Below are 22,420 nucleotides of genomic sequence, written 5' to 3'. Positions count from 1 at the left end.
GCTCAAACCTGTGGCACTGACCATTCTCGGCCTGTCCGGCGCCCTCAGTCACGATCCCTCCGCCGCGCTGTACATTGACGGCAAACTGATCGCGGCGGTGGAAGAGGAGCGCTTCGTGCGCGACAAGCATGCGAAGAACCGCATGCCCTACGAGTCGGCCAAGTTCTGTCTGGAACAGGCGGGTATCAAGCCCTCTGACGTCGATGTGGTGGCCATTCCCTTCGCCCCCATCAGCATCTTCGAGAAGGCTCGCTGGCAGTACGCCAAGCGCTACGCCTACGCGCCGGATCGCGCCCTCGATGCGATCCTGTTCGGCAACCGCCGCTACAAACGCTACAAGAAGCGTATCGAGTGGTGCCTGGTGCAGCTCGGCTTCGACCTGAAGAAGGTCAAGATAGAGCCGGTCGAGCACCACCTGGCGCACGCCTCCAGTGCCTACCACTGCTCGGGTTTCACGGAAAAGACCGCGATCCTCGGCATCGATGGCAAGGGCGAGTACGCCACCACCTTCTTCGGCTACGGCGAGAACGGCAAGATCCACAAGATCAAGGAGTTCTTCGATCCGGACTCGCTCGGCGGCCTGTATGGCGCGATCACCGAATACCTCGGTTTCGAGATGCTCGACGGCGAGTTCAAGGTCATGGGCATGGCGCCCTACGGCGATGCCGCCAAGTACGATTTCTCGCGCCTGGCCAAGTTCGAGAATGGCGAGCTGATCATCAACACCGAGTACGCCAACGTCATCGGTTTCCGCCGCTACAAGGAAAACGACAAGGGCTACTACTTCTCGCCCAAGCTGATCGAGTGGCTCGGGCCGAAGCGTGAGGGCGACATCGCCGACGACCCCTACATCCATTACGCCGCCAGCATGCAGGCGCTGTTCGAGAAGCTGGCACTGCAGATGATGGAGTACTACCTCGGCGACATCCTCAAGGAAACCGGCAAGATCGCCTTCGCCGGTGGCTGCGCGCTGAACGTCAAGCTGAACCAGAAGATCATCGCCCGCGACGACGTCAAGGAGCTGTTCGTGCAGCCGGCTTCCGGCGACGCCGGGACCGCCGTCGGTGCGGCGGCTTACGTGTCGAACCAGCGTGGCGTACCGGTGGAGAAGATGGAGCACGTCTACCTCGGCCCTTCCTATTCCAACGAAGACGTCATCGCCGCCTGCGCCAGGCACCCGCACCAGCCGGTGTTCAAACGCATCGACAACACCCCGGAGCGCATCGCCCGGATCATGGTCGACGGCAACCCGGTGGCCTGGTTCCAGGGCCGCATGGAGTTCGGTCCGCGCGCCCTCGGCGGGCGTTCGATCATCGGCTGCCCGAGCGTGCCGGGCGTCGCCGATCGCATCAACGAGCAGATCAAGTTCCGCGAGCGCTGGAGACCCTTCTGCCCGTCGATGCTCGACAGCGTGGCGGCGAAGATGCTCAAGGTCGATCACCCGAGCCCGTTCATGACCTTCACCTTCGAGGTCAACGAAGAGTGGAAGGAGCGTGTGGGTGAAGTGGTGCACGAAGACGGTACTTCGCGTGCCCAGGTGCTGGAGCGCCAGTACAACCCGCGCTGGTACGACCTGATGCTGGAGCTGGAGAAGCTCACCGGCAACGGTGTGTCGCTGAACACCTCGCTCAACCGTCGCGGCGAGCCGATGATCTGCTCGCCGACCGATGCCCTGAACATGTTCTACGGCTCGGACCTGCAGTACCTGATCATGGAAGACATCCTCGTGGTCAAGGACGGCAAGGACTGGTATGACGGCATCTGAACAGGCCCCGGGCCCGGCGCAGCGCTGGGTCCTGCAGTTCTGTCACGGCTATGACGGCCCGTTTCTGGATTGCGCGCGGCAATACGCGGTTCTGTTCAAGGGCACGCCGTACAAGGTCTGCACCGTCTACCTGACCGGCGCGCCTTCGGCCGAGGTCGAGCGCGGCTCGGCCTCCGACGAGGTGATCTTCCTCGACTATTCCAGCGCGCAGGTCCGTGGTCTCAAGTTGGGGGCGATCCGTGATTTCCGCCGCGTCGCGGCCTCGCGCGACTTCGCCCTGTGCATCGCGCACCGCTTCAAGCCGATCTACGTCGCGCTGCTGGGCAGTGCGTTGCCGGTGATCGGCGTGCACCATGCGTTCGGCGACTACAAGCGGCGCTCCCGGCAGCTGTTCGCCAACTGCTTGCGCAAGCGCCTGAGCCTGCTCGGCGTGTCCAACGCCGTACGCGACGACATGCGCGCCTGCCTGCCCTCCTGGCCAGCCGAGCGTATCGAGACCCTGTACAACCGCATCGACATCGCGGCCGTGCAGGCCGAACAGGTTTCCCGCGAGCAGGCTCGCGAGCATCTGGGTTTGCCGGCGGATGCCTGGGTGGTCGGCAACGTCGGTCGCCTGCATCCGGACAAGGACCAGGCCACGTTGATTCGCGGCTTCGCCCAGGCATTGCCGCAACTGCCGGCCGGCAGTTTGCTGGCGATCATGGGCAGTGGCCGGCTGGAGGCCCAGCTCAAGGCCCTGGCAGCCGAACTGGGTGTCGGCGATGCCGTGCGCTTTCTTGGCCAGGTGGCCAACGGCCGGCGCTATTTCAAGGCGTTCGACGTGTTCGCCCTGACCTCCGACCACGAGCCGTTCGGCATGGTGTTGCTGGAGGCGATGGCGGCTGGCGTGCCGGTGGTCGGCACCGATTGCGGTGGCGGGAGCGAAGTGCTGCGGGAGGTGGGCGAGCTGTTTCCACTCGGCGCTGCCAGCGAACTGGCGGAGGTGCTTGGGCGTCAGGCACGGATCGGCGACCTGCAAGCGTTGCGCGAGCGCATGCACGTGCACTTGCAGCAGCGATTCAGCGATGCGGTTGTACGTGAACGTTTCTGGTCCCTGCCGTCGTTGCGGGCGATGCTTTACTGAGATCGATATGACACTCAACCCCTGGGCCGTCAAAGCCCGTGCGCTGGACCGATATCGCTGGAGGCTGTTGCGCGAGCGCCACAGCCTGCTCGGCAGTGCCCTGAGGTTCGCGCGTGAGGCACTGGGTGACTGGTGGTTCGGCCTGCGTGCGAAGTACCGCCTGGCGTCGTCCGTCGAGGTCGACTCCTGCGATTTCCTGCTGCTGCAGTCCGCTCCCAAGGTTATCGCCTTCCAGCGCAAGAAGCTGCTGATCGAGGGGGTACGGGGGCGTGGCTATCACCTGCTGGAAACGGCCTTGCGCCCGCCCAGGGCGATCCTGCGGGAACGCCTGCTCAAGAGGCCGCGCCATGCCGTCCCAACCCGATACTTCGGCATGGCCGCGCATGCCGAATGGCTCGTGCAACATCATCAGCCGCGTGTCCTGCTCAATGACCGCAACGGCAGTCTGTACGCGCCTTTTCTGCGTCTCGCGCTCGCTGCCAGCGGTGGCTTGCTGGTGCACCTGGCCCATGCCACCACGGTAGAACGCTCACGCCGGTTGGGCATGAACGACTACGATTATTACTTCTTGTTCGGCCAGAGTTCGCTGGAGGCTCTGCAGGCCCGTACGTTGCGCTTCGGCAGCTCGACTGCCGTGCTGGTGGGCTCGCACATGATCGACGATAGCTATGTGATGCCTGCGCCGGACCTGGCCACTCGCACCCTGCTGATTCTGGGCGTGGGCCCGGACAAGGAAAAGGAATCGGCCTATCAGCAGACCTACGCTCTGCTGGCCAGCTGGGCGCGCCGCCATCCCGAGTACCGGGTTCTGGTCAAGCCGCATCCGCGCAGCCAGGCACCTTTCTGGCAGGGCGTGGTGCAAGCGACTGCCAATGTCGAACTGCTCGGCGCCGACTGCAGCCTGGCAGCGGCGTTGAAGCGAGCTTCGGTAGTGGTGAACATCCTCTCCAATGCCGTGATCGAGGCCGCCTTGGCTGGACGCCCCGTGCTCTGCGTCGACCTGGGCGGGCAGCAGGACATCTTTCAGCAACAGCGCTTCTTCGGCCCGGTCATTCGCACCGAGGATGAGCTCGAGCGGCGTCTGCTGGGCATCGAAGCTGACTTCGGTCAGGCGCTGGAGCAGTCGCGAGCCTTTGCCGAGTTCCACCTGGCGCACGGGGCGGGCGGGCTCGCCAGCACACTGGATGCGCTGCAGCGGCTGCATGACGGCAATTCACTGTCAGCGGAGCTCCGGACTGTCACCCTTGAAGCACACCCTGCCAACCTCTAGGAGCGGATTTTGACCCAAGTAGCAGAGCGCTGGCCCTTCTTCGAACATGTCCAGGTGATAAACCTGGATTCGCGTACCGATCGCTGGGCCGCCATGCAGGCGCAATTTGAGCGGATGGGCGTGAACGGCAACATCCAGCGTTTCTCCGCAGTGCGGCCGCCGGCGGACATTGTCGAGCAGCCACAGTTGGCCGGCCTGCGTGACTTTCTCAAGCGTGTCGATGGCGACAGCGAACGTTTGGCCGCCAAGCTGCGTTCGACCTGGGGGTGTACCCAGAGTCATCTGGGCATCATTCGTCTTGCTCAGGCGTCCGGCTGGCCACATGTGCTGATCCTCGAGGATGACTGTGAATTCGAGCCCTACAGCCTACCGGTGCTGCGGCGTGTGGCCAGGCAGATGCAGTCGCACGATTGGGACATGCTCTACCTGGGCGGAACCTACAAGAAAGGCGGGCGCCTGCGCCGTTTCTCCGCAAACCTGCTGGATGCCGGACGCATCCGGCTCGGACACGCATATCTGGTACACGAGCGTCTGTATCAGCGCATTCTCGATGAGGCAGAGGGCTCGGGCCTGCCGATCGACTGGTACTACTCCGAAACCCTGCATCCAGAGGTTCGCAGCTTTCTGGTCACGCCTGTGCTGGCCTATCAGCGCTTGCTGGACATGAGCGATATCGAGGCCGTGGAGCGTAAACCTGAGTTCAAAACACGCAAAGCGCTGCGTCGTCTGTGGAGTCGTATTCGTTATGCAGCATTTTGATCGGACAGGTTCGGTGATGCAGGTAGTCGTGCAGAAGCAGTGGTGGCTGAAGACCTGGCTGGGAGCCGGGCTGCTGTGGTGGCTGGTCGGCATGCTGCTGCTGCCGACCAGCAAGCTTTATCAGCAGGGCGTGATCCTGTTGTTCTGGGTGCCAGGCGTCCTGGCCCTGCTCAGCGACGCGCGCGTCATCCGTGCGTGGTTGCAGCCGATGAGCGCGGTATTGATAGTGTTCGGAGCCTGGTCGGCGCTCTCCTTCACCTGGGCGGGCGTGCCTGTCGCTCCAAAGGAACTGAAGATATTCCTCTATGTGCTGCTGGCGGCCAATGCACTGATGGCGTTGGCCTGCATCGCGCCAGTGCTGCTCTGGCGTCTGCTGGCGCTGTCGGCGCTGCTCGTGGGTATGCTGGCATGGGCAAGCCTGATCATGTTCTATGGCGTTGAGGGGCGAGGCTTCTCTGAACGGGCTGTCGGTACAGCCCTGGTCAATCACCCCATCCTCGGCGCCCAGCTATTCGGCGTCATGGGTATCCTGCTGCTCTATCTGCGGCGTCATCTGCCGCACCCGTTGCAGGGTGGGCTCTGGTTCATGGCGTTTCTGGGCTATGCCGCCATTCTGGTGCTCAGCCAGTCCAAAGGGCCGTGGGTCGCTGCCTTGCTGGTACTGCTGATATCGCCGCTGTGGTCCGGGCAGCGTTGGCAATGGCTGCTGAGCCTGGGCTGTATCGTCGCTGTGGCGTCGTTGCTCTGGGCGTTCCCCGAGCTTGTGCTGCAGCGCGGTTTCTCCTACCGCCCCGAGCTGATGGCCCAGGCGCTGCTCAAGATCGAGTCCAGCCCTTGGCTGGGGCTGGGCTTCGGCACGCCTTACCTGTTGCCGGTGGAGGCTCTGCACACGTCCTACGAGCATGCCCACAATATCTATCTGCACATCGCCGTGGTATTGGGCTTGCCCGGTTTGTTCGCCTGGCTGCTGCTCCACGGGTTGGCGCTGATCAAGGCATGGCAGGCTCGGGATACAGGATTCGGGCGCATGCTCTGCACCTTGCTCTGCTTCGCCATGCTGGCGTTGTTCACCGACGGTGTGGGGCCTTGGGTGAAACCCCGTGAGGAGTGGTTCTGCCTGTGGTTGCCGCTGTTCCTGTGCATGGCATGGGTCGCTTTGCAGCGCCAGGATTCAGGCCAGCAAAGGGGCTAGATATGGACAACAGCCTTTTGCTCAAGCAGCGTCTGCTCGAAATCTGGGATGACGGGAAACCCTTCGAGGCGTGCCGTGGGAAGTACTCGGGCACGTTGATCGTGCTGGCCTCCGGACCGTCGGCCGCCGATTTCCCGCTCGAGCGTTACCGGCATGTGCCGATGGTGGCGGTGAACGGCTCCATCGTGCGGTTTGCCGAAGCGGGTGTTCGCCCGCTGTTCTACCTCTGTGATGATCGCGGATTCGTACGTTTGCGCCTCCCGCTGGTGCGTCAGGGTATCGAGTTGGCCGAGCATGCGGCGCTCGGTACCGGGGCGCTTGAAGTGCTGCTGGAGTCTGCTCCAGAAGCCATCGAGGGGCACTCGGTCTGCGTGATGCGGCGTACCAACCGGCCCCTGGATGGCGCGGTATTGTCCGATCGCCGATATGCATGGAGCGTGCGCAAGGATCCCGATCTGGAGTGCCGCTTTTCACTGCTGCGGCAGAAACCCAATCGCATCGGTTTCAGCCGCAACATGACCAAGGGGTATTTCGGCGGACGTACCATTCCCTACGCGGCCATGCAGCTGGCCTACCACCTCGGCTTTCGCAACGTGGTCCTGGTCGGGCTGGACATGGGGGGGCAGGGGCGTTTCTACGAACAGGGTGATGCGGCGCTGCCCAGCCGACTCGATGAGGACTACGTCGACTACATCCTACCCAGCTTCGAACTGGTCGCTGAGCGCGTGGTCTGTGAGGACTACCGGATGTTCACACTGTCCAACGACAGTCGCCTGCCTGCGAGCCTGGTTCCTCGCTTGAGCCTGGATCAGCTGGACGATCTGCTCGCTTCGTCGTAGTGGCGCATGAGTTCATCCCAGGGGAAATTCTCGACTTTTCGCCGCTGCAGATAGCGCTGCAAATGAGTGAAATTGCGGCGCACCAGCATGCGTCCCAGCGGACGGCGCTTGAAGCGCAGATCGAGAAAATCGATCAGGCCGAAGTCACCCTCCTGCGTGCGCAGGATATTGCCCAGGTGCAGCGAGCGGAAGTAGATGCCCAGGCGGTGCAGCTTGAGGATGTATGCGGCCAGCTGTGGCAGCAGCAGATCGAACTCGCTGCGCTGACTGCGGAACAGCTGGTCCAGCGGCTGGCCCTGCAGGGGTTGGTAGAGGCAGGCGCTGATGATCTTGTCCTTGTCGATCCAGGCGCACTCGCAAATCCGTGGAGTCTGGATGCCCAATGCTTGCAGGCGGCTGGCACGTTCGGCGAAGCGCAGAGCGTCGGGACGCAAGCGGGCCAGCAGCGGAGTGCGCCGGCTGCGGAATATCTTCAGCAGTTCGCCTTCCGGCAGGCGAATGACCTTGGGGCCATGGCTGTCTTTTTCCAGCACATCCCCCTGGCTCAGCCAGTCTTGTAATTCGTTCGCTGTTACAATCCGCATTTCATCTCTCTAGCCAGTCGTACGGGGCTTATCGAATGGTCAATTCTACCCAGCAATCCAGTACGAAGGTCTATCTGCGATTGCTGCGCTACGTGGTTCCTTACTGGGGCCTGTTCACCATCAGTATTCTTGGCTTTCTGGTTTTTGCCTCCACCCAGCCGATGCTGGGCTATATCCTCAAGTATTTCGTCGATGGTCTGTCCAACCCCGAGGCCAGCCTGTTCGACGGGGTGCCCTGGATGCTCGAGCATGCGCCCTGGCTGGCGCATCTCAAGCTGCTGCAGGCGGTGCCCCTGCTGATCGTCCTGATCGCGCTGTGGCAAGGGATCGGCTCCTTCCTGGGCAACTACTATCTGGCCAAGGTTTCCATGGGCTTGGTGCAGGACCTGCGTATCGCGCTGTTCAACAACCTGCTAACCCTGCCCAATCGCTATTTCGATAACCACAACTCCGGGCACCTGATCTCGCGGATCACCTATAACGTGACCATGGTCACCGGTGCGGCCACCGATGCGATCAAGGTCGTGGTGCGTGAGGGGATGACGGTCATTTTCCTGTTCGCCACGCTGCTGTGGATGAACTGGAAGCTGACCCTGGTCATGGTGGCGATCCTGCCGATCATCGGCCTGATGGTGACCAGTACCAGCAAGAAGTTTCGCAAGCAGAGCAAGAAGATTCAGACCAGCATGGGCGACGTCACGCATGTGACGTCCGAGAGCATCCAGGGTTATCGCGTGGTGCGCAGCTTCGGTGGCGAAGACTACGAGAAACAGCGCTTCTTCGATGCCAGCGAGGAGAACCGGAGCAAGCAGTTGAAGATGGTCCGCACAGGCGCCGTCTATACGCCATCGCTGCAACTGGTGATCTACAGCGCCATGGCCGTATTGATGTTCCTCGTCCTGTGGTTGCGCGGCGATTCGTCGGCGGGCGACCTGGTGGCCTACATCACCCTGGCTGGCTTGCTGCCCAAGCCGATTCGGCAGTTGTCCGAGGTCAGCTCGACCATCCAGAAGGGCGTGGCTGGTGCCGAGAGCATCTTCGAGCAGCTCGACGAGGAGCCCGAGGTCGATCATGGTACGCAGGCGCGTGAGCGTGTCAGCGGCCGGCTCGAGGTGCGTGACCTCAGCTTCAGTTATCCGGGCACCGAGAAACCGGTGCTGGAAAACATCTCCTTCGTCGCCGAGCCCGGGCAGATGGTGGCGCTGGTCGGCCGCTCCGGCAGCGGCAAATCGACCCTGGCCAACCTGATTCCGCGCTTCTACCACCACGAGCAGGGGCAGATCCTGCTCGACGGCCTGGACGTCGAGGACTACACCCTGCGCAACCTGCGTCGGCACATCGCGCTGGTGACCCAGCACGTCACCCTGTTCAACGACACCGTGCGCAACAATATCGCCTATGGCGACCTGGCCGGTGCGCCGCTGGAGTCCGTGCGTCAGGCTGCGGGTGATGCCTATGCCGCCGAGTTCATCGAGAAGATGCCCCAGGGTTACGACACCCTGGTCGGCGAGAACGGCGTGCTGCTCTCCGGTGGCCAGCGTCAGCGCCTGGCCATTGCCCGCGCGCTGCTCAAGGATGCGCCACTGCTGATCCTCGACGAGGCCACGTCGGCGCTCGATACCGAATCCGAGCGGCATATCCAGGCCGCGCTGGATCAGGTGATGCAGGGTCGTACCACGCTGGTCATCGCGCACCGTCTGACCACCATCGAGAAGGCCGACCTGATCCTGGTGATGGATCAGGGGCAGATCGTCGAGCGAGGCAGTCACGCCGAACTGCTGGCGCAGAACGGCTATTACGCGCGTCTGCACGCCAAGCAGTTCGAAGAGGGCGATGCGGTCGCCACTGACGAGCACGACGCCTGATGTTGAGTCATCTGCAATTCTGGCGTGAACGGGGCTGGGCGCCGATTTCGGCAGCCGATTATGCCGACGCGTGGGCGCGCTTCGGCGGCAGCGTGGCGACGCATCCCGAGGTGGTGGCACGGCTGGCCGGACTGGCCGGTATTGCCGTGCGCTACCTGGGCTGGCAGGTCGATGGCCAGCTGCATGCGGCCATCGCCACCTGGGGGCGGCACCTGGCCCTGTCCAAGGATGTGCTGAAGCAACGCGGCAAGCGCGGCCTGTTCGATCTGGGCAATGCCGAAATCATCCTGCCGCTGGCGGCTGGCGCACAGGTCGCGCTGCGCCACCGTGCGCGCTACCTGTCCGAACTGAATGCCGCCGGGCTTCTCGGTGTCAGCGAGCAGCCCGAGGGCCTGGCGCTGGCGCGTGAGCCGGAGCAGTACAGCAAGAAATTCCGCTACAACCAGCGTCGCGAACAGCGCCTGCTGGAAGAGGCGGGCGGCGTGATCCGGCCGATGCTGGAGCTGACTGCGCAGGAGCAGGCGCGCATCTACGCCGACCTGTTCCAGCGCCGCTGGGGCTTCGAGGCCACGGGCAAGGATCACCTGGCCGAGGTGTTCGGCCTGTTGCGCGAGTTCATGACCGGTTCGCTGATCTACCTGAATGACGAGCCGGTCGCGATCCAGGTGCTCTATCGCGTGGAGGCGCCGCAGTGGATCAGCCTCGAGTACATCAACGGCGGGGTCGATCCGCAGCAGCGCGAGTTCAGCCCCGGCAGCGTGCTCAGCTTCGTCAACACGCAGCGCGAGTGGGAACAGGCGCGGGCGCTGGGCAAGCCGCTGCGCTACTCCTTCGGCCGTGCCGATCGCGAGTACAAGGACCGCTGGTGCAACCGGGTGCCGGTCTATCAGGTGTGAGGCGATGAACGGACGCAAGCAACAACTGCTCAAACGCCACCGGCGCAACAAGCGCACGGCCCTGCTGCTGGCCCTGCTGGCGCTGGCGCTGCTGGGCGTCTTCGTCGCCTGGTGGCTGCCGCCACTGCTGCTGGTGCTGGGCTGGATCGCGCATGAGGCCTGGTTCGCCGATCATCTGTTCTATTCGCCGCGCGATGACTACCAGTATGACTTCCCGGCCGATTGCGTCAGTGTGCCGGTGCTTCTCGAGCAGGGTGCGTTGCAGGTCGAGGCCGAGCTCGCGGGTTACGACACCCTGCTGCTCGAACTGCGCCTGCAGGCGACCTGGCTCGGGCGCTGGCTCGATCCCCACGTGTGGATCGGCGATGATCGCCAGGACTTCGAGCGCGGCGTGGCGGGGCGGCGCTACCTCAACCTGTCCGGGCAACAGGCGCATGGGCTGAGCATCGTCCCGCGCTTCTGTCGCATCGACGGCGGGCTGCGCCTGCATGCCATGCGCAATCCCGACTTCGCCGCGCAGCGCATGCTGATCATCGCGCCGCATGCCGACGACGCTGAACTGGCGGCCTTCGGTCAGTACAGCCGCTCGTCCGAGACGGCCATCGTCACCCTGACTCAGGGCGAGATCGAGGCGCAGGGCTATCAGCGCCTGGGCCTGGACCAGGCCGCTGCGGCCCGTCTGAAGGGCCGCCTGCGTGCCTGGGACAGCCTGGCCGCGCCACTCTGGGGCGGCGTGGCGCAGGCGCGCTGCGTCCAGCTTGGCTACTACTGCCTGCAACTGCCCGCCATGGCCGAGCAACCGCAGACGCCGTTCGCCTCGCGCGAGTCCGGCGAATGCGACGTGCGCAGCGTGCGCCGGCACAATCCGTTGTCTCTGCCCGCCGATGCCGACGGCCAGCCGACCTGGGACAACCTGATCGCCGATCTGGCCGCCGTGATCGAGCATTACCGCCCCGAGGTGCTGCTGACCCCGCACCCGGAGCTGGACCCGCATCACGATCACGTCGCCAGCACGCGCGCCGTGCTCGAGGCCTGCGCGCAGACTCGCTGGCAGCCGCAGACCCTGCTGCTGTACGCCAACCACCTGCATGACAACGACCGCTGGCCGATGGGCCCGGCGGGCATGGGCGTTCCCCTGCCGCCGGCGGTCAGTGCGCTGCCGGCCGATCGCCTGTGGAGCCCGTCGCTCGATGCCGAGCGGCAGCTGGACAAGGCCATGGCGCTGGCCCTGCAGCATGACCTGCAGGGCGCGCTGCCGCTGAAGAAGCGCCTGCGCCGCCTGATCCAGCGGCTGCTGGCCGGGCGTCGCTGGCCCGCCACGGGCGAGGACGAGTTCTTCCGCAAGGCGGTGCGCCGGCACGAGCTGTTCTGGGTACGCCAGCGCTGAGTCGTACCCCGAGTTGGTCATGCTATGATTTTTCCCGTTTTTCTCCCCTTCTGGAGCCGCAATGAAACTGACCATGCCCCGCTATGACCAAGCCGCCGTTCTGGTGGTGGGCGACGTGATGCTCGATCGCTACTGGCATGGCGGTACCTCACGGATCTCTCCGGAGGCGCCGGTGCCGGTGGTGCGGGTCGACCAGATCGAGGATCGTCCCGGTGGCGCTGCCAACGTCGCCCTGAATATCGCGGCGCTCGGTTCGCGTGCCCTGCTGGTCGGCGTGACCGGCGTGGACGAAGCCGCCGACAGCCTCAGCGACAGCCTGCGTGGGGTGGGCGTGGAAACCCACTTCCAGCGTCTCGACAAGCAGCCGACCATCGTCAAGTTGCGGGTGATGAGCCGCCACCAGCAACTGCTGCGCATGGATTTCGAGGAGCCTTTCGATACCGACAGCGCGGCACTGGCCCGTGAGGTCGAGCAGTTGCTCGCCGGGGTCAAGGTGCTGGTGCTTTCCGATTACGGCAAGGGCGCGCTGCAGAATCATCAGGCGCTGATCCAGCTGGCGCGTGCCCGCGGCATCGCGGTGCTGGCCGACCCCAAGGGCAAGGATTTCTCCATCTACCGCGGCGCCAGCCTGATCACCCCCAACCTGCACGAGTTCGAGACCATCGTCGGCGGCTGCGTCGACGAGGCCGAGCTGGTCAGCAAGGGCGCCAGGCTGATGCGCGAGCTGGAACTGGGCGCCCTGCTGGTGACCCGTGGCGAGCATGGCATGACCCTGCTGCGCCCGGAGCATGCGCCGCTGCACCTGCCGGCGCGTGCCCGCGAAGTGTTCGACGTGACCGGCGCGGGTGACACCGTGATCTCCACCCTGGCGGCGTCCATCGCCGCCGGCGAGGAGCTGCCGAATGCCGTGGCCCTGGCCAATCTCGCAGCGGGCATCGTCGTCGGCAAGCTGGGTACGGCGGCGATCAGCGCTCCGGAATTGCGCCGCGCGGTCCAGCGCGAGGAAGGTTCCGAGCGCGGCGTGCTGAGCCTGGACCAGCTGCTCATCGCCATCGAGGACGCGCGTGCCCATGGCGAGAGGATCGTCTTCACCAACGGCTGCTTCGACATCCTCCATGCCGGCCACGTGACCTACCTGGAGCAGGCGCGCGCGCAGGGCGACCGGCTGATCGTGGCGATCAATGACGACGCCTCGGTCAGTCGCCTGAAAGGCCCGGGCCGGCCGATCAACGCCGTCGACCGTCGCATGGCGGTGCTCGCCGGCCTCGGTGCGGTGGACTGGGTGGTGAGCTTCAGCGAGGACACCCCGGAGCGCCTGCTCAAGCAGGTGCAGCCGGACGTGCTGGTCAAGGGCGGCGACTATGGCGTCGACCAGGTGGTGGGCGCCGACATCGTCCAGGCCTATGGCGGCGAGGTCCGTGTCCTCGGCCTGGTGGAGAACAGCTCCACCACGGCCATCGTCGAGAAGATCCGCAACAAGTGATGCGGGCAGTGGGCCTGGCGCCAGCCATGCCCACGCTGCTGCGGGCTTGACCCGACTGCCGTATGCTCGCGGCTTGAGGGTCATAGTCGCTCGCCAGCGGCCGGCGCATCATCGGTGGCATCACCCGCGTGGAGCGAGATGCCATGAAAGTCGATGTACAGGGCCAGGCCCTGAGCGTGCTGAGCAAGGTGGCGCAGGCCGACTGGCCGGACCGCCTGAACTTGCGCAAACCCTTCGAGAAGTTCATCTACAGCGGCAGTCGCGCCAGCTTTCGCCTGGTCGCCCAGCGCGCGTCCGGCAAGCCGCGTATCGAACGCCCGCAGGGCGACGACCTGTTCGACCTGACACTCTCCGATGATCAGCAGATGCTGGTGGACATGCTCCAGGGCTTCGCGCTGGACGTGTTGCGCCCGGCGGCGCACGAGGCCGATGGCGCGGGGCGGGTGCCGGCAGCGCTGCTGAACCAGGCCCGCGAGCTGGGGCTGGTGCATTACGGGGTCAGTGAAGCGCAGGGCGGTCTGGCCGGCGAGCGCACCGTGCTGAGCAACGCGCTGATCGCCGAGAGCCTGGCCCAGGGCGACTTCTCGCTGGCGGCCACGCTGCTGGGGCCGTTGTCAGCGGCCAACTGCATTCGCCGTTGGGGCTCCTCGCAGCAGCAGGCCGAGTGGCTGCCCGCCTTCGTCAGCGACGAAGGGGCTCCGCTGCATGCCCTGGCGGTGAGCGAAGCGGCCGTCCTGGCGGACCCGCAAGCGCCTGCGACCCGCGCCCGGCGACGTGGCAAGCATTACCTGCTCGATGGCGAGAAGGTGCTGGTGCTTGGCGGCATGTCCGCCAGTCGCCTGCTGGTGACGGCACAGGCCAGCGACGGAGCTGCGTTGTTCCTCGTCGACGCGGCCAGCAAGGGCATCACGCGGCAGGCCGATCCGGCCATGGGGCTCAAGGCCTGCGAACTGGCGCGTATCCAGTTCAAGTCGGTCAAGGTGCCCGCCGGGCAGCGCCTGGCGGCGGACGATTTCGATTTTCGCGCCTTTCTCGATTACTCGGCGCTGGCCTTCTGTGCCCTGGCGGTGGGCACCGCGCAGGCCGCGCTGGACTACGTGGTGCCTTACTGCAACGAGCGGCAGGCCTTCGGTGAGCCGATCAGTCATCGCCAGGGTGTGGCCTTCATGATCGCCGAGATGGCCATCGAGCTTGAATCCATGCGCCTGATGCTGTGGCGCGCCTGTGCGCTGGCCGAGAGCGGCAGGCCGTTTCACCGCGAAGCCTATCTGGCTCACCTGCTCTGTACCGAGAAGGCGATGAAGATCGGTTGCGACGCGGTGCAGTTGCTCGGCGGTCACGGTTTCACCCAGGAGCACCCGGTCGAGCGCTGGTACCGCGACCTGCGCAACCTGGCGGTGCTCGCCGGTGGTCTTCATCTCTGACAGGTAGCTCATCATGAATCTGGAAACCCCGAAGAAGTTCGCCGGCCTGCAGCGCCAGGCCCATCAGGTCGCGGCCCGCTATCTGCGGCCGATCTCGCGCAAGTACGACAAGGCCGAGCATGCCTATCCGAAGGAACTGGACATGCTGGCCGCGCTGCTCGACGGCATGAACGAGGGTTCGCCCGATGCCGTCGGTGCCGGCTCGGCGAGCAAGCGTGGCGCAGCGCGCGAGCAGCAGGAGGGCGTCAAGAATGGCGGCAACATGGCCGCGCTGCTGGGTGTGATGGAGCTGTGCTGGGGCGATGTCGGCCTGCTCCTGGCCATGCCGCGTCAGGGGCTGGGCAACGCCGCCATCGCCGCAGTCGCCAATGACGAGCAGCTGGCCCGCCTGGGCAAGACCTGGGCCGCGATGGCCATCACCGAGCCGGGCTGTGGCTCGGACTCCGCAGCGATTCGCGCCACCGCCGTGAAGGACGGTGATCATTATGTGATCAATGGCGAGAAGATCTTCGTCACCTCCGGCGAGCGTGCCGATGCCGTGGTGGTCTGGGCCAGTCTCGATCGCAGTCTGGGGCGGGCGGCGATCAAGTCGTTCGTGGTGGAGAAGGGCACGCCCGGTATGACGGTGACGCGCCTGGAGAAGAAGCTTGGCATCAAGGCCTCGGACACGGCATCGATCAGTTTCACTGACTGCCGCGTGCCGGCGGCCAACCTGCTGGGCAACGCGGAGGTCGATGTGCAGAAGGGCTTCGCCGGGGTCATGGAAACCTTCGACAATACCCGGCCGCTGGTCGCGGGGATGGCGGTCGGTGTGGCCAAGGCCGCGCTCGACCGCACCCGTGAGCTGCTGCGCGAGGCCGGTTGTCGCCTGGACCATGCCCGGCCGCTGCTCAGCGTCAGCCATGCCGAAGCGACGCTCTACCGCCTGGAAGCCGAATGGGAGGCTGCGCGTCTGCTGACGCTCAAAGCGGCCTGGATGGCCGACAACAAGCTGCCCAACTCCAGGGAGGCGTCGATGGCCAAGGCCAAGGCCGGGCGCGTTGCCTGCGAGGTGACGCTCAAGTGCGTCGAACTGGCGGGTGCCAGCGGTTATGCCGAGGATGAGCTGCTGGAGAAGTGGGCGCGGGATTCGAAGATTCTCGATATCTTCGAGGGCACCCAGCAGATCCAGTTGCTGATCGTTGCCAGGCGCCTGCTGGGCAAGAGCTCCAGCGAGCTGAAATAGCGCGGTCACGCCATGAAAAAAGCCCGCATCTGCGGGCTTTTTGCTTAGAAGCGGAAGACTTCCGTATCGATCTTGATCGGCTCGGCCACCGGGATCTTCGGCCCGGCGGGCTCCTCCGGTTTGGCCTTGGCGACGGGCGGCTTGCGGCGCGGCGGCTCCGGCGTCGGGTCCTCGGCGATGGCGATCGGCTGGATGGCGACGGCCAGCTCGCTGGCCAGGCGCTGCACCAGCGTGCTCTGCGCCTTTACCTGTTCGGCCAGCGTGCCGCTGTGAGCTTCTTCCAGGCGGATCAGGCGGCTGTCGCGCAGTTGCCCGCGACGGTCGAGCAGGCGCCACTGGGCCTCCAGCACGGCCGGTTGAGTGGGGCCGGAGTCGAGGCGGGTAATGGTCAGCATGACCTGGGCATCGGCACTGAAGCCCGGTGCCGCAGGGGCCAGAACCAGGCGCTGGCTATCCAGGCGCCAGGCCAGCTGACGCAGCATCTGCTGGTCGATGTCGTTGGCCAGGCCGCTGGCCCAGCGAGCGTTCTGCGCGGCCACCAGGCTGCCGTCGGCCTGGCGTTGCAGCAGGTTCTGCTGGCGCAGGTAGTCGGCCACGCTGATCGGGCCGACCAGGACCGTGACACCGTTGTCCTTGGTCGGCGTCTCGGCGCTGCCACTGTCCAGTTGATAGAGCGGTACGGGCTTCTGCTGCAGCAGGCTGCAACCACTGAGCGTGAGCAGCGTCATCAGAAGCACGGCCAGGGGGCGTACTACAGTCATCATTCGTTCCCGGCAGCCGCTTCTGGGGCAGCTGCACATCGATCCCATATCATGCAGGTGAGGTCATTTGCGCATGACCCAGGGCGCGTATCATCCGTCAAACCGCGCTACGACTCCAGCCTTGGCCGCTTGCCGGTAGCGCGGATATCACGAATGGACGGCATGTCTGCCGACGCTATTCCACCAGGAGCTGGTCGACGCGCTGGAAGCCGCGAGGCAGCTTGTTGCCACGGCGGCCGCGCTCACCCTTGTAGTGTTCCAGATCGTCGGCTTTGAGTGTCAGGGTACGCTTCCCGGCCTGTAAAACCAAACTGGCGCCATTGGGCAGGACGGCCAGATCGGTCAGGTACTCCTCGCGTGAGGCCACGCGCTCGCCGGGGATACCGATGATCTTGTTGCCCTTGCCTTTGCCCAGTTGCGGCAGGTCGGTAACCTTGAACAGCAGCAGGCGACCTTCGGTCGTCACTGCGGCCAGCCAGTCGTCCTCCAGGTTCGTCACCGGCTTGGGCGGTACCACCCTGGCGCCGTTGGGCAGGGTCAGCAGGGCCTTGCCGGCCTTGTTCTTGGCCTGCAGGTCCTCGCCCTTGACCACGAAGCCGTAGCCGGCATCGGAGGCGATCACGTACAGGGCGCTGTCTTCCGGCAGCATCACGCATTCGAAACTGGCGCCCGGTGGCGGGGTCAGGCGGCCGGTCAGCGGTTCGCCCTGGCCACGTGCCGAGGGCAGCGAATGGGCGGTCAGCGAGTAGCTGCGCCCGGTGGAGTCGATGAACACCGCGTACTGGTTGGAGCGCCCCGGTGCGGCGGCCTTGAAGCCGTCGCCGGCCTTGTAGGAGAGGCCGGTGGCATCGATGTCGTGCCCCTTGGCGCAACGCACCCAGCCTTTTTCCGAGAGCACCACGGTGACCGGTTCGGTCGGCATCAGCTCGGTTTCCGACAGGGCCTTGGCCTCGGCGCGCGCGACGATCGGCGAGCGGCGGTCGTCGCCGTACTTCTCGGCGTCCTCGATGATTTCCTTGCGCACCAGCTTCTTCAGCTTGGCTTCGCTGCCGAGCAGGGCCAGCAGCTTCTCGCGCTCCCTGGCCAGTTCGTCCTGCTCGCCGCGGATCTTCATTTCTTCCAGGCGGGCCAGTTGGCGCAGGCGGGTGTCGAGGATGTAGTCGGCCTGCACGTCGGTGAGGCCGAAAGTCTCCATCAGCACCGGCTTGGGATGGTCCTCGGTGCGGATGATACGGATCACTTCGTCGAGGTTGAGGAAGGCGATCAGCAAGCCTTCCAACAGATGCAGGCGCTTCTCCACCTTGTCCAGGCGGAACTGCAGGCGGCGACGCACGGTGCCGACCCGGTATTCCAGCCATTCGCGCAGCAGGGTGCGCAGGTCCTTGACCTGCGGCTTGCCGTCGAGGCCGATGACGTTGGTGTTGACCCGGTAGCTGGACTCCAGGTCGGTGGTGGCGAACAGGTGGGTCATCAGCTCGTCGACGTCGACGCGGTTGGAGCGCGGGATGATGACGATGCGGGTCGGGTTCTCGTGGTCCGACTCGTCGCGCAGGTCGGCGACCATCGGCAGCTTCTTGGCCTGCATCTGCGCGGCGATCTGCTCCAGTACCTTGGAGCCGGAGACCTGGTGCGGCAGGGCGGTGACGACGATGTCGCCGTCCTCGACGCGATACACGGCGCGCATGCGCACCGAGCCGCGACCGTTCTCGTAGATCTTCAGCAGGTCGGCCTTGGGCGTGATGACTTCCGCTTCGGTGGGGAAGTCCGGGCCCTGGATGTGCTCGCAGAGCTGCTCGACGGTCGCGCCCGGCTCGTCCAGCAGGCGTACGCAGGCGGCGGCGACTTCCCGCAGGTTGTGCGGCGGCACGTCGGTGGCCATGCCCACGGCGATACCGGTGGTGCCGTTGAGCAGCAGGTTGGGCAGGCGTGCCGGCAGTGTCGCCGGCTCGTTGAGGGTGCCGTCGAAGTTCGGTACCCAGTCGACGGTGCCCTGGCCAAGCTCGGCCAGCAGCACTTCCGAGTAGCGCGACAGGCGCGCCTCGGTGTAGCGCATGGCGGCGAAGGACTTGGGATCGTCCGGTGCGCCCCAGTTGCCCTGGCCGTCGACCAGGGTGTAGCGGTAGCTGAACGGCTGCGCCATCAGCACCATGGCTTCGTAGCAGGCGCTGTCGCCGTGCGGGTGGAACTTGCCGAGCACGTCACCGACGGTCCGCGCGGATTTCTTGTGCTTGGCGTCGGCGTCCAGGCCCAGTTCGCTCATGGCATAGACGATACGCCGTTGTACGGGCTTGAGACCGTCTCCGATGTGCGGCAGGGCGCGGTCCATGATCACGTACATGGAGTAGTTGAGATAGGCCTGCTCGGTGAAGTCGGCGAGTGACCGACGTTCCACGCCTTCCAGGCTCAAATCGAGGGATTCGCTCATGCGGGCCTCATTGCAAGGTTGATTGGCGCAGCACCAGGGTGCCGCCCTTCTGACTGAATTCGAGTTGTTGCAGCGCGCTCATCCCCAGCAGCACTTCGTCGCCGTCCATGCCGGGGGCGATCAGGGCCGCGACGTCGCGCAGTTCGATATCGCCCAGGCGCAGGGTCGCCAGGCGTGTGCGATGGCCCGTGCTGCGGCCATTGGCGGTACTCAGGGTGATCGGCGCGCCGCGCTTCAGGCCGAGCTTGCGCGCCAGGGCCTCGGGGACGGCCACGGCGGTGGCGCCGGTGTCGAGCAGGAAGGTCACTTCCTGGCCGTCGATCTCGCCGTTCACCAGGTAGTGGCCCTGGCGACTGCTGGCCAGGCTGACCTCGACGAAGCCGTTGCCATGCACGGACTGTGGCGTCTGGTTCGGGTTGCGCTGGCTGTCTTCCCAGTTGCCGAAGAAGTGCGTGGCCAGCAGCAGGCCGGCGCCCCAGGCGAGCACCAGCATGACCCGTCCGGCGCGGCGGCCAGGCGCCTGCTCGCTCACGAGCGCTGGCTCCAGCCGCCCCTGGGCGCGGCAAAGCGCCAGACGATCGGGCGTTGCTCGCCATCGCCACGGGGCTGTTCGCCATTGTCGAGGCCGATCCAGGCGCCTTCCTTGTCGATCCACAGGGCTTCGGCCATGCCGTAGTCCTGGGCGTAGCGACGGGGTTCGCGCAAGGCCTCGTCGGCGAACGACCAGCACAGCTCCGCCACGCCGTCGCCCAGCGCGCGCCGACAGATGCGGTGGGACTGCCGTTCGAGGGTGAAGAGTTTCTCGCCGAAGTAGGCCAGCCCGGAGAAGTCGCGTGCGGCCATCTGCCCGCCCAGGGCGGCTGGCGAGGGCTCGTCGCCGCCTTCGCTGGTCAGCACGCAGCCTCCCGTGCAGCGCCAGCTGCTGCCACGCCGATGCAGCACGGCCAGGCCACGACGGCGCTGTTCGGCAGCGAGCCACAGGCGTTCACCGGCAGGGTCGACGGCAATGCCCTCGAAGCCCTGGTTGAAATGCAGCAGCATGCCGCTGGCGCGGGCCTGGCGGACCACGGCGCCGGGCAGGTTGAGCCACTCGGTGCTGCCATTGCTGGCGACCTGCAGCACGGCGGCGCGGGTCTCGCTGATCAGGTAGCGATTGCCCTGCGTGTCGCAGGACAGGCCTTCGAAGTCCAGCTTGCCGCCGCGTACCAGCCCGGCCGCCCAGTTGCGCATGCGCAGGCCCCAGGGCAGGGTGCTTTCCGGCGGTTCGGGGGCGACGAAGGTCTCCGCCTCGGCACGCAGCAGGTCATCCTCCTGGTGCAGCTGGTAGAGGCGATCGTCGTCACGGTCGGACACCGCCCATAGGGCTTCACCGCACATCGCCAGGCCGGACAGGTGGCCGCCGGACATCTCGGCTACCGGGAACTCGCGCTGCAGCTGCAGCTCTTCCAGCTGCACCGGCTCGGCGTTGGCCACGCCGGCCAACAGACCGAGTGCGAGGAGGTGATGGCGCATCAAGCCAGAACCTCGGCCAGGTTGCCCTTGGTTTCCAGCCAGCTCTTGCGGTCGCCGGCGCGTTTCTTGGCCAGGAGCATGTCCATCACTTCGCGGGTGCCTTCGAAGTCGTCCAGGGTCAGCTGCACCAGACGCCGGGTGTTCGGGTCCATGGTGGTTTCGCGCAGCTGGGGCGGGTTCATCTCACCAAGGCCCTTGAAGCGCGTGACCTGTGGCTTGCCGCGGCGCTTCTCGGCCACCAGGCGGTCGAGAATGCCGTCGCGCTCGGCGTCGTCCAGGGCGTAGAAGATCTCCTTGCCCAGGTCGATGCGGTACAGCGGCGGCATGGCGACGTAGACATGGCCGGCATCGACCAGCGTACGGAAGTGGCGCACGAACAGGGCGCAGAGCAGGGTGGCGATGTGCAGGCCGTCAGAGTCGGCGTCGGCGAGGATGCAGATCTTGCCGTAGCGCAGGCCGGAGAGATCGCTCGAGCCCGGATCGATACCGATGGCCACGGCGATGTCATGCACTTCCTGCGAGGCCAGCACCTCGCTGCCATCGACTTCCCAGGTGTTCAGGATCTTGCCGCGCAGCGGCATGATGGCCTGGAATTCCTTGTCGCGCGCCTGCTTGGCGCTGCCGCCGGCGGAGTCACCCTCGACCAGGAACAGTTCGCAGCGCAGCGGGTTCTGCCCGGCGCAGTCAGCCAGCTTGCCAGGCAGCGCCGGGCCCTGGGTGATCTTCTTGCGTTCGACCTTCTTGCCCGCCTTGAGACGTCGGCCGGCATTGCTGATGGCCAGTTCGGCCAGGGCCAGGCCGGTTTCCGGGTTGGCGTTGAGCCACAGGCTGAAAGCGTCCTTGACCACGCCGGAGACGAAGGCGGCGGCCTCACGGGAGGACAGGCGCTCCTTGGTCTGGCCAGAGAACTGGGCGTCCTGCATCTTCATCGACAGGACGAAGGCGATGCGTTCCCAGACGTCTTCCGGGGCCAGCTTGACGCCGCGCGGCAGCAGGTTGCGGAACTCGCAGAACTCGCGCATGGCGTCCAGCAGGCCCTGGCGCAAGCCATTGACGTGGGTGCCGCCCTGCGCGGTGGGGATCAGGTTGACGTAGCTTTCCTGCACGGCGTCGCCGCCTTCCGGCAGCCACAGCAGGGCCCAGTCCACCGCTTCCTTGTTGCCGGCCAGCGTGCCGCAGAAGGGCTCGGCGGGCAGGCGTTCGAACTCGCTGACGGCATCGACCAGGTAGGAGCGCAGGCCGTCCTCGTAGTGCCACTCGACCTTGTCGCCGGCGGCCTTGTCCTCGAAGGTGACGGACAGTCCCGGGCACAGCACGGCCTTGGCCTTGAGCACGTGCTTGAGGCGGCTGACCGAGAACTTGAAGGAGTCGAAGTACTTGGCGTCCGGCCAGAAGTGCACGCTGGTGCCGGTGTTGCGCTTGCCGACGCTGCCGATCACCTGCAGGTCGCTGGCCTTGAAGCCGTCGGCGAAGCTCATCTGGTACTCGCTACCGTCACGCTTGACGGTCACCACCACGCGCGTCGACAGGGCGTTGACCACGCTGATGCCGACGCCGTGCAGACCACCGGAGAACTGGTAGTTCTTGTTGCTGAACTTGCCGCCGGCGTGCAGCTTGGTGAGGATCAGCTCGACGCCGGGAACGCCTTCTTCCGGGTGGATGTCCACCGGCATGCCGCGGCCGTCGTCGAGCACTTCCAGCGAGTTGTCCTCGTGCAGGATCACCTGGATCGACTTGGCGTGACCGGCCAAGGCTTCGTCGACGCTGTTGTCGATCACTTCCTGGGCGAGGTGGTTGGGGCGCGTGGTGTCGGTGTACATGCCCGGGCGCTTGCGCACCGGGTCGAGGCCGGAAAGGACTTCGATGGCATCGGCGTTATAGGCGTTCTGCTGGGCCATGGGCTCTCTTGT

Annotated in this window: 18 protein-coding genes; 12 read left to right on the top strand and 6 right to left on the bottom strand. The window is 65.5% G+C overall.

All coding sequences use genetic code 11. From position 1 onward, the window contains the following. Positions 1-10: 10 nt before the first annotated feature. The 6 genes from E4487_RS09430 to E4487_RS09405 all read left to right on the top strand — a co-directional run bounded on the left by E4487_RS09430 (position 11) and on the right by E4487_RS09405 (position 6,948). Positions 11-1,765, top strand: coding sequence for a carbamoyltransferase (locus E4487_RS09430; RefSeq protein ID WP_175253210.1), 1,755 nt, complete (start codon positions 11-13; stop codon positions 1,763-1,765). Next, complete coding sequence (locus E4487_RS09425) at positions 1,752-2,888, top strand: glycosyltransferase (RefSeq protein ID WP_175253209.1); 1,137 nt, start codon at positions 1,752-1,754, stop codon at positions 2,886-2,888. Before E4487_RS09430 ends, E4487_RS09425 begins: the two co-directional genes overlap by 14 nt. Before the next feature lie 7 nt (positions 2,889-2,895). Then, positions 2,896-4,158 carry a capsule biosynthesis protein gene (locus E4487_RS09420; RefSeq protein ID WP_175253208.1) on the top strand — a complete coding sequence of 421 codons (1,263 nt, stop codon included), beginning with the start codon at positions 2,896-2,898 and terminating at the stop codon, positions 4,156-4,158. A 9-nt stretch (positions 4,159-4,167) separates the two neighbouring features. Continuing rightward, positions 4,168-4,917, top strand: a complete 750-nt coding sequence (locus tag E4487_RS09415; protein ID WP_218952900.1) for a glycosyltransferase family 25 protein — start codon at positions 4,168-4,170, stop codon at positions 4,915-4,917. Positions 4,918-5,008: 91 nt separating this feature from the next. Further along, positions 5,009-6,109, top strand: a complete 1,101-nt coding sequence (locus tag E4487_RS09410; protein WP_175253207.1) for an O-antigen ligase — start codon at positions 5,009-5,011, stop codon at positions 6,107-6,109. A 2-nt stretch (positions 6,110-6,111) separates the two neighbouring features. Beyond that, entirely contained in the window at positions 6,112-6,948 is an 837-nt protein-coding gene (locus tag E4487_RS09405) for a lipopolysaccharide core biosynthesis protein (RefSeq protein WP_175253206.1), read from the top strand. Here E4487_RS09405 and E4487_RS09400 read toward each other — a convergent pair. Further along, positions 6,918-7,532: a lipopolysaccharide kinase InaA family protein gene (locus E4487_RS09400; protein WP_175253205.1), complete on the bottom strand. Its 615-nt coding sequence runs from the start codon at positions 7,530-7,532 to the stop codon at positions 6,918-6,920. The two genes, E4487_RS09405 and E4487_RS09400, sit on opposite strands and share 31 nt — an antisense overlap. A 35-nt stretch (positions 7,533-7,567) precedes the next feature. Between E4487_RS09400 and msbA the strand changes: the two genes are divergently transcribed. From msbA to E4487_RS09370, 6 genes are all read left to right on the top strand, one after another. After that, positions 7,568-9,397 (top strand): lipid A export permease/ATP-binding protein MsbA, encoded by a 1,830-nt coding sequence (gene msbA, locus E4487_RS09395; protein ID WP_150607856.1) that lies wholly within the window; start codon positions 7,568-7,570, stop codon positions 9,395-9,397. Next, a complete protein-coding gene (locus tag E4487_RS09390; RefSeq protein ID WP_134676045.1) occupies positions 9,397-10,293 on the top strand; it encodes a GNAT family N-acetyltransferase in 897 nt (298 codons plus the stop codon). Before msbA ends, E4487_RS09390 begins: the two co-directional genes overlap by 1 nt. 4 nt (positions 10,294-10,297) lie before the next feature. Beyond that, entirely contained in the window at positions 10,298-11,680 is a 1,383-nt protein-coding gene (locus E4487_RS09385) for a PIG-L deacetylase family protein (RefSeq protein ID WP_175253204.1), read from the top strand. A 61-nt stretch (positions 11,681-11,741) separates the two neighbouring features. Continuing rightward, positions 11,742-13,163 carry a bifunctional D-glycero-beta-D-manno-heptose-7-phosphate kinase/D-glycero-beta-D-manno-heptose 1-phosphate adenylyltransferase HldE gene (gene hldE / locus E4487_RS09380; protein WP_037054889.1) on the top strand — a complete coding sequence of 474 codons (1,422 nt, stop codon included), beginning with the start codon at positions 11,742-11,744 and terminating at the stop codon, positions 13,161-13,163. Between the two features lie 143 nt (positions 13,164-13,306). Beyond that, positions 13,307-14,587 carry an acyl-CoA dehydrogenase family protein gene (locus E4487_RS09375; RefSeq protein WP_175253203.1) on the top strand — a complete coding sequence of 427 codons (1,281 nt, stop codon included), beginning with the start codon at positions 13,307-13,309 and terminating at the stop codon, positions 14,585-14,587. 13 nt (positions 14,588-14,600) lie between these two features. Then, a complete protein-coding gene (locus E4487_RS09370; RefSeq protein ID WP_175253202.1) occupies positions 14,601-15,812 on the top strand; it encodes an acyl-CoA dehydrogenase family protein in 1,212 nt (403 codons plus the stop codon). A gap of 44 nt (positions 15,813-15,856) precedes the next feature. On the opposite strand, the gene E4487_RS09365 is transcribed toward E4487_RS09370, so the two are convergent. The 5 genes from E4487_RS09365 to parE all read right to left on the bottom strand — a co-directional run bounded on the left by E4487_RS09365 (position 15,857) and on the right by parE (position 22,408). Beyond that, complete coding sequence (locus E4487_RS09365) at positions 15,857-16,576, bottom strand: membrane integrity-associated transporter subunit PqiC (protein ID WP_037054883.1); 720 nt, start codon at positions 16,574-16,576, stop codon at positions 15,857-15,859. A gap of 172 nt (positions 16,577-16,748) precedes the next feature. Continuing rightward, positions 16,749-18,998, bottom strand: coding sequence for a DNA topoisomerase IV subunit A (parC, locus tag E4487_RS09360; protein WP_134676042.1), 2,250 nt, complete (start codon positions 18,996-18,998; stop codon positions 16,749-16,751). 7 nt (positions 18,999-19,005) lie between these two features. Beyond that, the gene (locus E4487_RS09355) at positions 19,006-19,530 is read right to left on the bottom strand and encodes a TIGR02281 family clan AA aspartic protease (RefSeq protein WP_037054879.1); all 525 of its coding nucleotides are present in this window, start codon (positions 19,528-19,530) and stop codon (positions 19,006-19,008) included. Continuing rightward, positions 19,527-20,510, bottom strand: coding sequence for an esterase-like activity of phytase family protein (locus tag E4487_RS09350; RefSeq protein ID WP_175253201.1), 984 nt, complete (start codon positions 20,508-20,510; stop codon positions 19,527-19,529). The genes E4487_RS09355 and E4487_RS09350 overlap by 4 nt, the downstream gene beginning before the upstream one ends. Further along, on the bottom strand, positions 20,510-22,408 hold the full coding sequence (gene parE / locus E4487_RS09345) for a DNA topoisomerase IV subunit B (protein ID WP_037054875.1): 1,899 nt from the start codon (positions 22,406-22,408) through the stop codon (positions 20,510-20,512). The genes E4487_RS09350 and parE overlap by 1 nt, the downstream gene beginning before the upstream one ends. Between the last annotated feature and the right edge of the window lie 12 nt (positions 22,409-22,420).

The sequence above is a fragment of the Pseudomonas sp. BMW13 genome, assembly GCF_013357275.1.
GTDB classification, from domain to species: domain Bacteria; phylum Pseudomonadota; class Gammaproteobacteria; order Pseudomonadales; family Pseudomonadaceae; genus Aquipseudomonas; species Aquipseudomonas khazarica.
Note: the sequence above shows the minus strand (reverse complement) of the source record. Positions and strands in the feature narration are given on the sequence as shown.

Coding starts and splice junctions, on each gene's coding strand:
- hldE (WP_037054889.1), top strand. CDS start 11,742: ATGAAACTGACCATGCCCCGCTATGACCAAGCCGCCGTTCTGGTGGTG.
- msbA (WP_150607856.1), top strand. CDS start 7,568: ATGGTCAATTCTACCCAGCAATCCAGTACGAAGGTCTATCTGCGATTG.
- E4487_RS09370 (WP_175253202.1), top strand. CDS start 14,601: ATGAATCTGGAAACCCCGAAGAAGTTCGCCGGCCTGCAGCGCCAGGCC.
- E4487_RS09385 (WP_175253204.1), top strand. CDS start 10,298: ATGAACGGACGCAAGCAACAACTGCTCAAACGCCACCGGCGCAACAAG.
- E4487_RS09365 (WP_037054883.1), bottom strand. CDS start 16,576: ATGATGACTGTAGTACGCCCCCTGGCCGTGCTTCTGATGACGCTGCTC.
- E4487_RS09350 (WP_175253201.1), bottom strand. CDS start 20,510: ATGCGCCATCACCTCCTCGCACTCGGTCTGTTGGCCGGCGTGGCCAAC.
- parC (WP_134676042.1), bottom strand. CDS start 18,998: ATGAGCGAATCCCTCGATTTGAGCCTGGAAGGCGTGGAACGTCGGTCA.
- E4487_RS09400 (WP_175253205.1), bottom strand. CDS start 7,532: ATGCGGATTGTAACAGCGAACGAATTACAAGACTGGCTGAGCCAGGGG.
- E4487_RS09390 (WP_134676045.1), top strand. CDS start 9,397: ATGTTGAGTCATCTGCAATTCTGGCGTGAACGGGGCTGGGCGCCGATT.
- E4487_RS09405 (WP_175253206.1), top strand. CDS start 6,112: ATGGACAACAGCCTTTTGCTCAAGCAGCGTCTGCTCGAAATCTGGGAT.
- E4487_RS09375 (WP_175253203.1), top strand. CDS start 13,307: ATGAAAGTCGATGTACAGGGCCAGGCCCTGAGCGTGCTGAGCAAGGTG.
- parE (WP_037054875.1), bottom strand. CDS start 22,408: ATGGCCCAGCAGAACGCCTATAACGCCGATGCCATCGAAGTCCTTTCC.
- E4487_RS09420 (WP_175253208.1), top strand. CDS start 2,896: ATGACACTCAACCCCTGGGCCGTCAAAGCCCGTGCGCTGGACCGATAT.
- E4487_RS09425 (WP_175253209.1), top strand. CDS start 1,752: ATGACGGCATCTGAACAGGCCCCGGGCCCGGCGCAGCGCTGGGTCCTG.
- E4487_RS09410 (WP_175253207.1), top strand. CDS start 5,009: ATGCTGCTGCTGCCGACCAGCAAGCTTTATCAGCAGGGCGTGATCCTG.